15 protein-coding genes are annotated in these 14,581 nt (G+C 64.9%); 4 read left to right on the forward strand and 11 right to left on the reverse strand.

What is annotated here, in order from left to right:
- Positions 1-17 precede the first annotated feature (17 nt).
- The 6 genes from trpC to rpe all read right to left on the reverse strand — a co-directional run bounded on the left by trpC (position 18) and on the right by rpe (position 5,539).
- Positions 18-848: an indole-3-glycerol phosphate synthase TrpC gene (trpC, locus tag VVD47_RS07600; protein ID WP_327602800.1), complete on the reverse strand. Its 831-nt coding sequence runs from the start codon at positions 846-848 to the stop codon at positions 18-20.
- 26 nt (positions 849-874) lie between these two features.
- Positions 875-1,906 carry an anthranilate phosphoribosyltransferase gene (trpD, locus tag VVD47_RS07605; RefSeq protein WP_327602801.1) on the reverse strand — a complete coding sequence of 344 codons (1,032 nt, stop codon included), beginning with the start codon at positions 1,904-1,906 and terminating at the stop codon, positions 875-877.
- A 1-nt stretch (position 1,907) separates the two neighbouring features.
- Positions 1,908-2,471 (reverse strand): aminodeoxychorismate/anthranilate synthase component II, encoded by a 564-nt coding sequence (gene pabA, locus VVD47_RS07610; RefSeq protein WP_327602802.1) that lies wholly within the window; start codon positions 2,469-2,471, stop codon positions 1,908-1,910.
- Between the two features lie 22 nt (positions 2,472-2,493).
- Positions 2,494-3,981, reverse strand: coding sequence for an anthranilate synthase component I (gene trpE, locus VVD47_RS07615; RefSeq protein ID WP_327602803.1), 1,488 nt, complete (start codon positions 3,979-3,981; stop codon positions 2,494-2,496).
- A gap of 161 nt (positions 3,982-4,142) precedes the next feature.
- Entirely contained in the window at positions 4,143-4,838 is a 696-nt protein-coding gene (locus VVD47_RS07620; RefSeq protein WP_327602804.1) for a phosphoglycolate phosphatase, read from the reverse strand.
- Positions 4,838-5,539, reverse strand: coding sequence for a ribulose-phosphate 3-epimerase (gene rpe / locus VVD47_RS07625; protein WP_327602805.1), 702 nt, complete (start codon positions 5,537-5,539; stop codon positions 4,838-4,840). Before rpe ends, VVD47_RS07620 begins: the two co-directional genes overlap by 1 nt.
- 94 nt (positions 5,540-5,633) lie before the next feature.
- Between rpe and apaG the strand changes: the two genes are divergently transcribed.
- On the forward strand, positions 5,634-6,017 hold the full coding sequence (gene apaG, locus VVD47_RS07630; protein WP_327603200.1) for a Co2+/Mg2+ efflux protein ApaG: 384 nt from the start codon (positions 5,634-5,636) through the stop codon (positions 6,015-6,017).
- 236 nt (positions 6,018-6,253) lie between these two features.
- Here apaG and VVD47_RS07635 read toward each other — a convergent pair whose 3' ends face one another.
- The 5 genes from VVD47_RS07635 to VVD47_RS07655 form a co-directional block, all read right to left on the reverse strand.
- Complete coding sequence (locus tag VVD47_RS07635) at positions 6,254-6,883, reverse strand: PEP-CTERM sorting domain-containing protein (protein WP_327602806.1); 630 nt, start codon at positions 6,881-6,883, stop codon at positions 6,254-6,256.
- Between the two features lie 183 nt (positions 6,884-7,066).
- Positions 7,067-8,305, reverse strand: a complete 1,239-nt coding sequence (gene argJ / locus VVD47_RS07640; protein WP_327602807.1) for a bifunctional glutamate N-acetyltransferase/amino-acid acetyltransferase ArgJ — start codon at positions 8,303-8,305, stop codon at positions 7,067-7,069.
- A 132-nt stretch (positions 8,306-8,437) separates the two neighbouring features.
- Complete coding sequence (locus VVD47_RS07645) at positions 8,438-9,829, reverse strand: glycoside hydrolase family 53 protein (RefSeq protein ID WP_327602808.1); 1,392 nt, start codon at positions 9,827-9,829, stop codon at positions 8,438-8,440.
- Between the two features lie 137 nt (positions 9,830-9,966).
- A complete protein-coding gene (locus VVD47_RS07650; protein ID WP_327602809.1) occupies positions 9,967-11,301 on the reverse strand; it encodes a glycoside hydrolase family 43 protein in 1,335 nt (444 codons plus the stop codon).
- Positions 11,302-11,423: 122 nt separating this feature from the next.
- Positions 11,424-13,187, reverse strand: coding sequence for an AbfB domain-containing protein (locus VVD47_RS07655; RefSeq protein ID WP_327602810.1), 1,764 nt, complete (start codon positions 13,185-13,187; stop codon positions 11,424-11,426).
- 439 nt (positions 13,188-13,626) lie between these two features.
- Between VVD47_RS07655 and VVD47_RS07660 the strand changes: the two genes are divergently transcribed.
- The 3 genes from VVD47_RS07660 to VVD47_RS07670 are packed head-to-tail and all read left to right on the forward strand — an operon-like array spanning position 13,627 to position 14,551.
- On the forward strand, positions 13,627-14,010 hold the full coding sequence (locus tag VVD47_RS07660; RefSeq protein ID WP_327602811.1) for a hypothetical protein: 384 nt from the start codon (positions 13,627-13,629) through the stop codon (positions 14,008-14,010).
- Entirely contained in the window at positions 14,007-14,267 is a 261-nt protein-coding gene (locus tag VVD47_RS07665) for a DUF5985 family protein (RefSeq protein ID WP_327602812.1), read from the forward strand. The genes VVD47_RS07660 and VVD47_RS07665 overlap by 4 nt, the downstream gene beginning before the upstream one ends.
- The gene (locus VVD47_RS07670) at positions 14,264-14,551 is read left to right on the forward strand and encodes a DUF5985 family protein (RefSeq protein ID WP_327602813.1); all 288 of its coding nucleotides are present in this window, start codon (positions 14,264-14,266) and stop codon (positions 14,549-14,551) included. Before VVD47_RS07665 ends, VVD47_RS07670 begins: the two co-directional genes overlap by 4 nt.
- The last annotated feature ends 30 nt before the right edge of the window (positions 14,552-14,581 follow it).

Genomic DNA, 14,581 nt, shown 5'->3' on the forward strand with positions numbered 1-14,581 from the left:
GCCGTCATGCCTGGGCGTCAGGCGAACAGCGCCGCCAGTTGCTGGCCCGGGTCCGGCGCGCGCATGAAGGCCTCGCCGACCAGGAAGGCATGCACGTCGCGACCGCGCATGAGGGTCACGTCGTCGCGGCCGAGGATGCCGCTCTCGGTGACGACGATGCGGCCTTCGGGAATGCGCGCCAGTTGCGACAGCGTGGTGTTCAGCGTGACCTCGAAGCTGCGCAGGTTGCGGTTGTTGATACCCAGCAGCGGCGTCGTCATCTGCAGCGCGATGTCCAGCTCGTCGGCGGAGTGCACTTCGACCAGCACGCCCATGCCGAGATCGTGCGCCAGCTGTTCCAGCTCCAGCAACTGCGACAGCGCCGCGCGGCTGGTGGAACTGTTGACCGTGCCGTCCGGGGGCAGGAAGGCCGCCACGATCAGCAGGATGCAGTCCGCGCCCATCATGCGTGCCTCGAACACCTGGTAGGCGTCGATGATGAAGTCCTTGCGCAACACCGGCAGGCTGCAGGCTTCGCGCGCCTGCTGCAGGTGTTCGGTGGCGCCCTGGAAATACTGGCGGTCCGTCAACACCGACAGGCAGGCCGCACCGCCGGCTTCATACGAGCGGGCGATATCGGCCGGCACGAAGTGCTCGCGCAGCACGCCCTTTGACGGGCTGGCCTTCTTCACTTCGGCGATGACAGCGGCCTTGCCGGCAGCGATCTTCGCGCGCACGGCGCCGACGAAGTCACGCGGCTCGGCAGCCTCGCGCGCTTCTTCCACGATGTCCTCGCGCGACAGTTCGCGCTCGGCGGCGGCGATCTCTTCGTGCTTGGTCGCCAGGATCTTCTGCAGGATGTCCGACATGCGCTTCTCTATATCCTTGTCAGTACTCAGCTTGCCGCGGTGAATTCGCGGGTGCGTGCCACGAAGGCATCCAGCTTCTTGCGCGCGGCGCCGCTGGCGATCGCATCCAGTGCACGCTCCACGCCATTGGTGAGCGAGTCGGCCACGCCCGACACGTAGAGGCTGGCGCCGGCGTTGAAGGCGACGATGTCACGCGCCGCCGGCAGCTTGCCGTCCAGTGCGCCGAGCACCACGGCCTTCGACTCCTCCACGTTGGCCACCCGCAGCGTCGATGCCGCATGCAGCGGCAGGCCGACGTCTTCCGGGCTGATGCGGTACTCGCGCACCTCGCCGTCACGCAATTCGCCCACCAGCGTGGGCGCGGAGATGGACAGCTCGTCCAGCCCTTCGACCCCGTGCACGATCATGACATTGCGGGCGCCCAGACGTTCCAGCACCCTCACCTGGATGCCGACCAGGTCGGGATGGAACACGCCCATGACCTGGTTGGCCGCACCCGCCGGGTTGGTCAGCGGACCCAGGATGTTGAAGATGGTGCGCACGCCCAGCTCGCGGCGTACCGGCGCGGCATGCTTCATCGCGGCGTGGTGGTTCGGCGCGAACATGAAGCCCAGGCCCACCTCGTCGATGCACTGGCCGACGCGTTCCGGCGTCAGGTTGATGTTGGCGCCCAGCGCTTCCAGCACGTCGGCCGAACCGGACTGCGAGGACACCGACCGTCCGCCGTGCTTGGCGATGGTCGCGCCGGCCGCCGCCGCCACGAACATCGACGCGGTGGAGATGTTGAAGGTATGCGCACCGTCACCACCGGTACCCACGATGTCGACAAGCTTGCTGGCATCGACGACGGGAACGCGCGTTGCCAGTTCGCGCATCACGGTCGCCGCGGCGGCAATCTCGCCGACGGTTTCCTTCTTCACCCGCAGGCCGGTGATGATGGCGCCGATCAGCGTCGGCGACATCTGTCCCGACATGATCTGGCGCATCAGGTCGACCATCTCGTCGTGGAAGATCTCGCGATGCTCGATGACGCGTTGCAGGGCTTCTTGCGGGCTCATGTCAGCGCTCCAGGAAATTCTTCAGCAGTTGGTGACCGCCTTCGGTCATGATCGATTCGGGGTGGAACTGCACGCCCTCGATGGCCAGCGTCTTGTGGCGCACGCCCATGATCTCGCCATCCTCGGTCCACGCGGTGACCTCCAGGCAGTCCGGGCAGGTCTCGCGCTCGATGGCCAGCGAATGGTAACGCGTTGCCGTGAAGGGGTTCGGCAACCCTTTGAACACGCCGGTGTTCTCGTGCTGGATCGGGGATGTCTTGCCGTGCATCAGGCGCTTGGCGTGGATGATCTTGCCGCCGAAGGCCGCGCCGATGCTTTGGTGGCCGAGGCACACGCCGAGGATAGGCAGCTTGCCGGCGAAATGCCTGATGGTGGGCACCGAGATGCCCGCCTCGTTCGGCGAACACGGCCCGGGGGAGATCACGATCTTGTCGGGCCGCATGGCCTCGATCTGCTCCAGCGTGATCTGGTCGTTGCGATGCACGCGCACGTCGGCACCCAGCTCGCCGAAGTACTGCACCAGGTTGTAGGTAAAGCTGTCGTAGTTGTCGATCATCAGCAGCATGGCAGGCTCCAATCCTTGAGACTTATTCGATTCGGGTATCGAGACCGGATTCCGCGATCTCGGCGGCGCGCAGCACGGCGCGGGCCTTGTTCAACGTTTCCTGCCATTCCGAATCGGGGTTGGAGTCGGCGACGATGCCGGCGCCGGCCTGTACGTGCAGCACGCCGTCCTTGATGACGCCGGTGCGGATCGCGATCGCCACGTCCAGGTCGCCATCGAAGCCCAGGTAGCCGACAGCACCCGCGTAGATGCCGCGCTTGGTGGGTTCCAGCTCGTCGATGATTTCCATCGCGCGCACCTTGGGCGCACCGCTGACGGTGCCGGCCGGGAAGGTCGCGCGCAGCACGGCGAGCGCCGCGGCGCGATGGTCGGTGCCCTTGGGCAGCGTGCCCTCCACGTTCGACACGATGTGCATGACGTGGGAGTAGCGCTCTATGGTGAAGCGGTCGGTCACCTTCACGCTGCCGGTGGCAGCCACGCGGCCGATGTCGTTGCGGCCGAGGTCGAGCAACTGCAGGTGCTCGGCCAGTTCCTTCTGGTCGGCCAGCAGGTCGGCTTCCAGCGCGAGGTCTTCCTCGTGCGTGGCGCCGCGCTTGCGGGTGCCGGCGATGGGCCGCACGGTGACGGTGTCGTCCTCCACCTTGACGAGGATCTCCGGCGAAGCGCCGACGATATGGAAGTCCTCGAAGTTGAAGAAGAACATGTAGGGGCTGGGGTTCAGCGCCCGCAGCGCGCGATACAACTGCATCGGGCTGGCGGCAATCGGCTTGCTCATGCGCTGGCTGAGCACCACCTGCATGATGTCGCCTTCGACGATGTATTCCTTGGCGCGCAGCACGGCGGCCTTGAAGGCGTCCTCGCCGAAACCGGACACCGCCGGCTTCGATTCGGCACACACGTCGGCGGGAATGGCCACCGGCTCGCGCAACTTGCCGAGCAGCGCCTTCAGCCGCGCCTGGGCCTTCTTGTAGGCACCGGGCACTTCCGGCTCGGCATACACCACGAGGGTCAGCTTGCCGGACAGGTTGTCGACGATGGCGATCTCTTCCGACAACAGCAGGGCGATGTCGGGGACTTCCAGGTCGTCCTTCGGCTGGTGCTTCGCCAGCTTCGACTCGATGTAGCGCACCGTGTCGTAGCCGAAGGCGCCGACCAGGCCGCCGCAATAACGCGGCAGGCCGTCGCGCGGCGGCACCTTGATGCGTTGCATGAACTCGCCGACGTAGGCCAGCGGATCACCGTAGTCGCGGCGCTCGACGATGTGGTCGTTGGCGATCAGCAATACGCTGCGACCACGCACCTCGATGCGGGTATTCGCGCGCAGGCCGATGATGGAATAGCGGCCGAAACGCTCACCACCCTGCACGGATTCCAGCAGGTAGGTGTAGGGCTCGTTGGCCAGCTTGAGGTAGATCGACAGCGGGGTGTCGAGATCGGCGAAAGTCTGGAGGGTCAGGGGGATGCGGTTGTAGCCCTGCCCGGCCAGCGCCAGGAATTCAGCTTCGGTCATGATGACTCCAAGTGCGTGTTCTTCTTGCGACAACGGGTGTTGCGGCGCGCAGCCCGCGCCGGCGGCTCAGGAGAGAGCGCGCCACGAGTACCCGACGCGCTGCCAGCTGGGGGCGGCGCGGTTCGGGAAACTCCCCTTTCCGCAGAACAGGCTCTTGTCAGTCACAGGATGCTTTCACGCTTGAGCCGGGGCTCCGGGCCGAACAGGCCGGGCAACTCGGCGAGGCCCGATACTAGCTTGTCGCAAGGAATGCTGTCTACGGGCTGGCCCTCGCTGTAGCCGTAGGTGACGAGCACCAGGCGGATACCTGCCGCATGGGCCGCCTGGGCGTCGTTCACGGAGTCGCCGACCATCACCGCATCGTCCGGTGCCACACCGAGCTGTGCGCAGGCATGCCACAAGGGCTCGGGCTGAGGTTTCTTCTGCGGCAGGGTGTCGCCGCTGACGATGCTGTCCAGGAATTCGGCCAACCCCAACTGTCGCAGCAAGGGCTCGGTGAACTCGGCAGCCTTGTTGGTCACGCAGCCGAGCCTGAAGCCGCGCGCATGCAGCGTCTGCAGGGTGTCGCGGGCATGTGGGTAGGCCACAGCGCGGCGGCCGTTGGAATGCGCGTAGTGCCGCTTGAAGACGGCCAGCGCGTGGTCGATGCGTGCGGCGTCTGCCGGTGCCCGGCCCAGCGTCAGCGCCCGCTCCACCAGCACGCCCAGCCCCTTGCCGATGAACCGGCCAACCTCCTCGTCGCTGCGTGGCGCTTCGCCAAGCTCCACCAGCATGGCGCGGGTGGCGTCGGCGAGGTCGGGCACCGCGTCGACCAGGGTGCCGTCCAGGTCGAACAGCACCGCACGGCAAGCCAGCATCAGACTTTTTCCAGTTCGCTGCGCAGCGCGGCGATGACGGAGTCGTAGCGGTGCGGGTCGCTGTCCTTCGATGCGCCGAACACGGCGGAGCCCGCCACGAAGGTATCGGCGCCGGCGCGGGCAATCTCCGCGATGTTGTCGGTCTTCACGCCGCCATCCACCTCCAGCAGGATGCGCTTGCCGGTCTGCGCTTCGTAGGCGTCGAAGCGCTCACGTACGGCGCGCAGCTTGTCCAGCGTGGAGGGAATGAAGCTCTGGCCGCCGAAGCCGGGGTTCACCGACATCAGCATCACGATGTCCAGCTTGTCCATCACGTGGTCCAGCCAGTTCAGCGGCGTGGCGGGGTTGAACACCAGCCCGGCCATGCAGCCCTGGTCGCGGATGAGTTGCAGCGTGCGATCCACGTGGCGCGAGGCCTCCGGGTGGAAGGTGATGACGTCGGCACCGGCCTTGGCGAACATGGGCACAAGCGCGTCCACCGGCTCCACCATCAGGTGCACGTCGATCTTCGCCTGCGTGTGCGGCCGGATAGCCTGGCACACCAGCGGACCAACCGTGAGATTCGGGACATAATGGTTGTCCATCACGTCGAAGTGCAGCCAGTCCGCGCCCGCGGCAATGACGTTGCGGACCTCCTCGCCCAGGCGGGCGAAGTCGGCGGAAAGCAGGCTGGGGGCAATGCGGTAGGTCGGCTTGGACATGATGCGGAGTCTTGAATTGCGTGAAATGAAGCGGGAGCGGCAAGTGCGGCAGAATCTGCACCATGGCCACCCCGCCATTTTCCACTACCGGAGCGTGCTTGTGAGCAGCCACTACAAGATCGAGGTCGAGGCCAAGGCCCAGTTCATCGAAGAACAATCCGATGCGGACGCGGGACGCTACGTCTTCTCGTACCACATCCGCATCCGCAACGGAGGCGACGTGGCCGCCCAGCTCATCAGCCGCCACTGGATCATCACGGATGCCGACGGCGAAGTGCAGGAAGTACAGGGCATGGGCGTGATCGGCGAACAGCCGACGCTGCAGCCCGGTGAATCCTTCGAGTACAGCAGCGGCTGCTCGCTGGGCACGCCCTTCGGTACCATGCGCGGCACCTACCAGATGCAGGCGGCGGACGGGCATCGCTTCGACGCCGAGATCCCGCTCTTCTCACTGCTCGGGCCGCGCGTGCTGCACTGAGCGGCGCCGCTCCCTCGGTCAGGCAAAGAAAAAGGCCCCGTGCCATTTGCACGGGGCCTTCTCTTTCCGACTCTCTCCTCCGACCGCGCTGATGTCCTCCAGCCTCTCTACGGAGCTGTCCGCCTGTTCTGGTCCGCATTGCCGTGCGGCTTAGTTGGCGGTTCGATCAAACTTTGGGCGTTGGTGCTGACCGGGTCAATCTGCGTCGCACAAATTGCGCCGCTTACTTGGCCCGCTTACTTGGCCCGGCTACGACGACGTGCCGCGTAACCGAGCAGGCCGACGGCCAGCAGGGCCAGCGACGCGGGTTCCGGCACGTTGTTGTTCGGCGCAGCCGGCACGGCGGTGTCGATGGTGATCGAGCCCACGTAGAAGTCCGAGTCATTGCTGTTGGTGCCGCCCACGGCCTTGATGCGGAACCAGGAGCCGATGGCGTCCGGATTGACGTCGTAGGTGAAGGGGTTGGAGACACTTCCCAGCGGGCTGACGGTCAGGCTGTTGCTCAGCGCACCCACGCCCCAGCTCAGCTCGAAGCCATCCACGGCATCGATCGAGGTCAGGAGGAAGCTGGTCAGCGCAACCGGGGTGGCGAACTTGAACAGCAGCCATTCGCCGTCCGCATCGGGCGGCGAGTTGTTGACGTGTCCCTGGCCCAGCCCCTGGACACCCAGGCCACCGGAGTTCTCGACGATGGAGCCCGGCGCGGAATCCACATCCAGCAGGACGCCGCCTACGGTCATCTTGCCGTCGTTGTCCAGCGGGTTGCTGGTGCGGAAGTTGAAAGTGACCGGCACGGCCTGGGCAGCAGCGCTGGCAACCAGGAGGGTGGCCAGCAAGGCGGAACGAACGGTGGTAGCGACAGACATCAAGCTCTCCCTGTGTTTTTTTGAACAGACGGGAGAGCTTTAGCAAGCCGCGGACCAATTTCTAAAAGTTTTTTCGTCTCAAAGACTTAAACGATCTTTTTGACAGAAATATTTCCGCAAAATCACAAAATTCGTCAAATTCACCGACAGTGATTTTTGTCACACACTGTCGGGCGGACGCGATCAGCTGCGGTAGTCGGCATTGATTTTCACGTAGTCGTAGGAGAAGTCGCAGGTATAGACCTCGGCCGCCGCATCGCCGCGCGCCAGGTCCACACGCACCGTAATCTCCGCGTTCTTCATGATGCGGGCACCTGCATCCTCGACGTAGCTCACCGCGCGACCACCCTTCTCGGCCACCAGCACTTCCTCGCCACCGCCGCCCAGCCAGACACGCAGGGTGTTCACGTCCAGATCGTTCACGCCGGCATACCCGATGGCGGCCAGGATGCGGCCGAGGTTGGGGTCGGAGGCGAAGAACGCGGTCTTGACGAGCGGCGAATGCGCCACGGCGTAGGCCACCTGGCGGCACTCGTCGCGGCTCTTGCCACCGCCGACGGCGATGGTCATGAACTTGGTGGCGCCTTCGCCATCGCGCACGATGGCCTGCGCCAGCCACACGGAGAGCTCGACCACCGCGTCGCGCAGGGCCTTGTACTCGGCGCTGGCTGCGTCGCTGATCTTTGCGCCGCCAGCGGCGCCGGTGGCGATCAGGATGAAGCTGTCGTTGGTCGACGTATCGCCATCGATGGTGATGCTGTTGAAGGACAGGTCTGCCGCTTCGCGCACCAGCGCTTCGGTGAGCGCCTGCGACAGCGGCGCGTCGGTGGCGACGTAGCCCAGCATGGTCGCCATGTTGGGGCGGATCATGCCGGCGCCCTTGCTCATGCCGGTCAGCGTGTAGGTCTGGCCGCCGATCTTCACCTGGCGCGAAGCGCACTTCGGCTGGGTGTCGGTGGTCATGATGCCGTGGCAGGCGTCGTACCAGCCGTCGGCCTTCAACGCGGCTTTGGCTGCGGGCAAGCTGGCGACGAGGCGATCCATCGGCAGGTGCTCCAGGATCACGCCGGTGGAAAACGGCAGCACCTGCTCCGCCTTCACACCGAGCTGCTCGGCCACCGCGGCGCAGGTCGCACGCGCATTCGACAGGCCCAGTTCGCCGGTGCCGGCGTTGGCGATGCCGGTATTCACCACCAGCGCGCGGATGTCACCGCTGGCGAGGTGCGTCTTGCAGACCTGCACCGGCGCGGCGCAGAAGCGGTTCAGCGTGAACACGCCGGCGACGGCACTGCCGGCAGCCAGCTCGATCAGCGTCAGGTCGCGGCGATTGGCCTTGCGGATGCCCGCCTCCGTCACGCCCAGGCGCACACCGGCGACGGGCAGGAGTTGATCGGCAACGGGCAGGGGCAGATTGACGGGCATGGCGCTTCCTCGCAGATGGTCGACACACGGACCCTCAGCGGTCCGGACGTGGGAAGCGCGCATTGTAGCGGCTGCACATGACAAGGGCCGCGCATGCGGCCCTTGTCATGTCCTCGATTGCCCGCCGTCAGCTCACTGCTGGTAGGCGCACTTGTTCGGGTTGCCGCCCGGGTCGCTGCCGAAGGCTGCGACGGTGCAGGCAATGCTGCTGCCCACGCCGACGTGCTTCGCCACCCACTTGCCCTTGCGACCGAAGGCCACCCATCCCGTTCCCTTGCTGACGTTGCAGGTGCCGCCCAGTTCGGCGCACTTGCTGAAGCCGCTGGGGTAGTCGCCGGTGCCGCCGAGAACCGGTGCGCCGCCGGAGGAGCTGCTGGACGATGAAGAGGAGGATGAAGAAGACGAACCGGAACTCGACGAGCTGCTGGAGGAACTCGACGACGAACTGCTCGACGAGCTGGAGCTCGATGACGAACTCGATGAAGACGAACTCGACGACGAGGATGAAGATGAGGAAGAAGACCCTTCCAGGAAAGCATCCATCGCCACCGACGGCCGTCCGTTGTCCTGCCAGGCCGCCTTGCCGTAGCCCTTCCACATGCCGTAGGCCTGCGGCTCCCAGTAGAACACGCCCAGTGCGCCGGCCGAACGCGCCTTGGCCAGGATGTCCTGGATGAAGGCGCGGCTGGTCGTGGCGGCGGACGCCTCCATGCCGATCTCGACGATCATCACGTCCTTGCCGTAACGCGACTTCATGTCGCGCATGTTGCTCAGCGCCTGGCTGTTCAGCGTCGGCCAGTCACTGGTCGTCGGGTACAGCGACATGCCGATGATGTCCCAGCGCGCGCCGTTGTTCTTCAGGCCGTCGAACATCCAGCGGAACAGTGAATTGTCGTAGGCGTTCGACAGGTGCACGATGACCTTCGCGCTGGGGAACACTTCCTTGGTGGCGTCGTAGCCGCTGTTCACCAGCCACGCGAAGTTGCGCATGTTGGCCGAGGCTCTGCCCTGCTCCCACAGCATGCCGTTGTTGGTCTCGTTGCCGACCTGCACCCATTCCGGCGAGATGCCGTTGGACTTCAGCGTGTTCAGCACGTCACGCGTGTGGCTCCACACATCGTTCATGAGCTGCTCGAAGGAGTGGCTGCTCCACGCCGCCGGCTTGTTCTGCTGGCCCGGGTCCGCCCAGGAGTCGCTGTAGTGGAAGTCGATCATGATGCGCAGGCCGGCGGCCTTGGCGCGCTTCGCCTTCGCCACCACATCGTTGACACCGTTCCAGCCACCCTGCGGATTCACCCATACGCGCAAACGCACGGCATTCACGCCGTGGTCCTTCAGGATCTGCAGCACGTCCTGCTGCGAACCGCTGTCGCTGTAGAAGCGCGTACCCGCCGCTTCCTGCTCGGTGATCCAGCTGACGTCCGCGCCCTTGGCGAACTGCGCCGCCGCTTCGCCGCCCAGCAAGCCGAAGCTCAGCCCCAGGCAGGCGGCGGCACGCAGCGCCTGCGAAAGAAATCGGTTCATGTCCTGTCTCCTTGTCCTCGTCCGTGCATGCGTGCTTCATCACAACCCGTATCGCGAAAGGCTGCGCGTCACGCTCAATGAACTCGGGCCGCGTGTGCGGCCCGAGTGCTTCTTTCAGTGGTCGTTCAGGCGCTGGCTCAGTACGTCGGCCAGCCGGACGAATCCCACTTCAGGTCGTTGATCAGCATCTTCGGTGCGCCGTTGGCGGTCGCGTCGTAGGCGTGACGGATGATGACGTTGCTGCCGTCCACGTCCTGGCCGCCCGGGCCGATCCACTGTGCATTGCCGGAATCGAACACCGTGCCGCCGCCGTCGAGCATGCTCTTGCCGCTCTTGTCCTTGTAGGGACCGGTGATGCTGGTGGAGCGGCCGACGACGATCTTGTAGGTGCTGTCCACGCCGGCACAGCAACGGTCGATCGAGGCGAACAGGTAGTAGTAGCCGTTGCGGTAGGTGATGGCCGGCGCTTCGATGCCGTTGCTGCGCTTGGCGATCGAGGTCACGGAGCCGGTCGGCTTCATGGTGTTCTTGTCGACCTTCACGATCTTCAGGCCGCTCCAGAACGAGCCATACGCCAGGTACGGATTGCCGCTGCTGTCGAAGGTCAGGTGCGGGTCGATGGCGTTGTAGTCGTTGGAACTCGTGCTACGCAGCACCATGCCGTCGTCGCGCCAGGCACCACCACCGATGCTGGGCGCGGACACCAGGCCGATGGCCGAGGTGTTCTGGCCAAACGTCGAGATCGAGTAGTACAGCCACACACGCCCGTTGTAGATCTGCACGTCCGGCGCCCACACGTCGAGGCCGCTGTGCGCGGGCACGTAGGTGCTCCACCAGCTCGGACGCTGCAGGAAGATCTGCGGTGTCGCGGCCCAGTTGCGGCCGTTATCGTTGGAGTAACGCACCTGGATGCCGGGGCCGGTCTGGAACACCCACCAGGTGCTGCCTTCCTTGGTGATGGTCGGATCGTGCGAACCGATCTCGCCCTGCGCGCCCCAGAAGCCGGCGCCCTGACCACCACCGGTGCTCGACGAGCTGGAGGATGAGCTGCTGGACGAAGAGCTACTGGACGAGGAGCTGGAGCTCGAGGACGAAGAGGACGAGCTGGAGCTGGAAGAAGAGCTGGACGACGAGCTCGACGATGAACTGGACGAAGAGCTGGAGGAGCTGGACGAACTGCTCGACGAGCTGCCACCCGACGAGGACGTCGTGCTGTTCGCGTACGAACACCAGGCCGACGAGGTGAAGCTGTTGCTCGGGAAGTTGCTGCCGGAGCACACCACGCTGTTGGTGAACGTGGCGTAAACGAAGCTGCCGGACTTGCCCAGGGCCACCGAGCGGGTACCGCTGAAGGAACAGGTGGCGCCGGTGTTCTGTACGCACTTGGTGTAGCCCGACGGATAGTCGGTCGCCGCCTGGGCACCCAGGCTGAGCAGGCCGACGCTGAGGCCGGCCAGTAGTTTGCGGATCATGGTTGTCTCCTCCGGAAATCTCTTGTTGTGTTGCCTTGTGGTACTGCCTTGCCACGCCGCACGGCGACTGCCAGATCGCCATGCGGATTCACCGTGTCACGCCTTCTCGTGGTCTGTCCTCGTCACTCCACGATCCTGAACGTCGCATCCTGCCGGTCGGCGTCGTTGCTGATCGGGTGCAGCTTCAACGAGTACGCCGAGTGACGGATGTAGAGATCCGGGAAGTTGTACGACTGGAACGACGACGCCCCGCTGTTCGCAAGACCGGGCACCACCCTGAACGTCGCGTCCTGACGGAAGGTGTCGCTGCCGTCATGCTTGGCCAGGCTGAAGTCCAGGTCGGCGTGGCGCAGGTAGTAACCCGGCACATTCACCGACTCGAAGGACACGTAGCCCGAACCGGTGTTCGCCAGGCCCGGCACCAGCTTCCAGCGTCCATCCAGCGCCGGGGTCACGCCCGGATCCAGCAGCACGTCGAAGTTGGCGTGACGCACGTAGCGGTCGCTGAAGTTGTACGACTGCAGCCGACGGCTGATGCCATGCACACCGGTCGATGTCTGCGGCGCCGGCTGGATCGTGCCATCGGAGTTATAGGACAGTTTGTCCACCGCCACCGAGCGACGGTAGTCGCCGCCGGTGGGCAGCGCAGCCGTGTGGTAGATGATGTAGCTCTGGCCGTTCAGCTCCACGATCGCCTGGTGGTTGGTGCCCACGTTGAAGTTCGGCGTCTGGAGGATGCCGCGGTAGGTCCACGGGCCGCCGGGGCTCGACGCCGTGGCGTAGGCGATGTTCTCCGGGAAGTTGTAGGCGTAGGACAGGTAGTAGGTGCTGCCGCGCTTGTGCACGAAGGGCGCCTCGGTGAACCAGTCCAGGTTGATACGCTGGATGCTGCCGTTCAGCTCGATCATGTTGCTCTTGAGCTTGACGTACTTCAGCACCGTGTTGCCCCACCACATGTGCACCGAGCCGTCGGAATCCACCAGCACGGCCGGGTCGATGTCGTCCCACCAGATGTCGGTGTGGGTCGTCATGTCGTTGGTGACGATGGCCGAGCCCTTCGCATCCTTGAACGGGCCGGTCGGGCTGTCGGACACCGCCACGCCGATGGCCATGCCGGACTTCGTCTTGTGCTCCACCGTCACGTACCACCAGTACTTGTTGTCCTTCTTGACGACGTGGCTGGCCCACGCACGGCCCTTCGCCCAGCTGAAGGTGCTGACGTTCATCGGCGAGCCGTGATCGGTCCAGGTCTTCATGTCGGCGGAGGAGTACACGCGCCACTGGTTCATCACGTAGTCGGTGCCACCCACGGCCGCCTCGTCGACGCCGACATAGACATACACCCGACCGTTGTCGACGATCGCCGACGGGTCCGCGGTGAAGCGGTTGGTCACGATCGGATTGCCGTGCTGGCTGATGTAGGCCGTGCCACCCGACGAGCTGCTGGAGGAGCTGCTGCTCGACGAGGAGGAGGAGGACGAAGACGACGACGAACCCGTGCTCGACGAAGAACTGGACGAGGAGCTGGAGGAAGAGCTCGATGAAGAACTCGAAGAACTGGAACTCGACGACGAGCTGGAGGAAGACGAACTGCTCGACGAGCTGCCGCCCGACGAGGAGCTCGTGGTGTTGGCGTAGGAGCACCAGGCCGACGAGGTGAAGCTGTTGCTCGGGAAGTTGCCGCCGGAGCACACCACGCTGTTGGTGAAGGTGGCGTAGACGAAGCTGCCGGACTTGCCGAGCGCCACCGAGCGCGTGCCACTGAAGGTACAGGTCGCGCCGGTGTTCTGGACGCACTTGGTGTAGCCGGAAGGGTAATCGGTGGCGGCGAACGCAGGGCTCACCGCCAGGCTCACCACGAAGGCGGCCAGGACTTGACGCATCATGTTGTCTCCAATGTTTCGTTCTGTTTTTGTGCTGGCAGCGTTGCCGCGCCGCATGTGTGCGCGAGCATACGCCTGCGCGAAAAAAGGGCGATGTGCGCTGCATCGAGAATCGTCAGAACTGTTATCCGACCCCGGCACGGCCACCGTTATTGGCACTTGCAGGGGGATTCCGCCAGTCACGGACAACGGCCCTCTCCGTAGCCCCTCCCGCCGTCACACATATCGGCCCCCGTGTGACCGGATCAACGCCGCGTCTTGTCCCAAGACGCCTCCTACACGGGAGTAGGACGACTCCTACACCCCATCACCAGGCTGCATGCCAGCATCCGCTGACGCTGCGCGTACCAACGGGGATGGTATGTCTGCGCAACGGGGGGATCGTTTTCCGTCAGGAGAGCGCTCGGGGAAGCAACGGAAGCGTCATCGTCAGCCTGCGCGCATGTCTGGTTCAGAAATCTCGCCACAGACCGCCGCGTTCATTCGCCGCCACATCCGGTCGATCGGCCTGCTCGAAGCCCTGCTCCTGCTGCAGGCCGATGCGCCGCAACCGTGGTCGGCGGAGCGGCTGGCGCGCGAGCTGTTCGTGCAGGAGAACGGGGCCTTGGGTTTCCTCAGCGAACTGGAACGCAGCGGACTGGTGAAACGCACCGGGGACGGCAGTTTCCTCTACGCCACCCGCAACCCCCAGGACGATGCGGTCGTGCAGGACCTGCGCGACGCCTACAACGAACGACGCGTCACCGTCACCAGCCTGATCTACGCACGGCCGAGCGACGCACAGACATTCGCCGACTCCTTCGTCTTCCGGAAGAAATCGCCATGATCGAGAGCGTCTATGTGCTGTGCACGCTGACCTCGTTGCTGTGCTGCGGCCTGCTGGCGCGCGGCTATCGTCGCAGTGGCGTCCGGCTGCTGTTCTGGGGCGCCCTCGCCTTCCTGGGCTTCACGCTGAACAACGCGATGGCCATCGTCGACATGATGATCCTGCCCGACGTGGAGCTGTCCATCCTGCGCCTGCTGCCTGCCGTGCTGGGCGCGATGGCGATGCTCTACGGCCTGATCACGGAGGCCGACCGATGAGCATCGGACCGGACACCCAGGGCTGGCTGTACTTCCTCACCGGCATGCTGTTCATCTGCCTGGTGAGCTGCTCGCTGCTGTTCCTGCGGCAGTGGCGCCGCACCGGGGACCGCATCTTCGGCTTCTTCGCGCTGGCCTTCCTGATTTTCGCGCTGAACCGGTTCGGCAATCTCTTCGTCTCCGAACCGGACGAGACTTTCACCTATCTTTACCTGATGCGCCTGTCAGGTTTCCTGATCATCCTGTACGCGATCATCGAGAAGAACTTTCTCGTGAAACGCTGACACAACCGCCGACAACCGTCGCCCGACCGG

The sequence above is a fragment of the Uliginosibacterium sp. H1 genome (assembly GCF_036017065.1).
GTDB lineage: Bacteria > Pseudomonadota > Gammaproteobacteria > Burkholderiales > Rhodocyclaceae > Uliginosibacterium.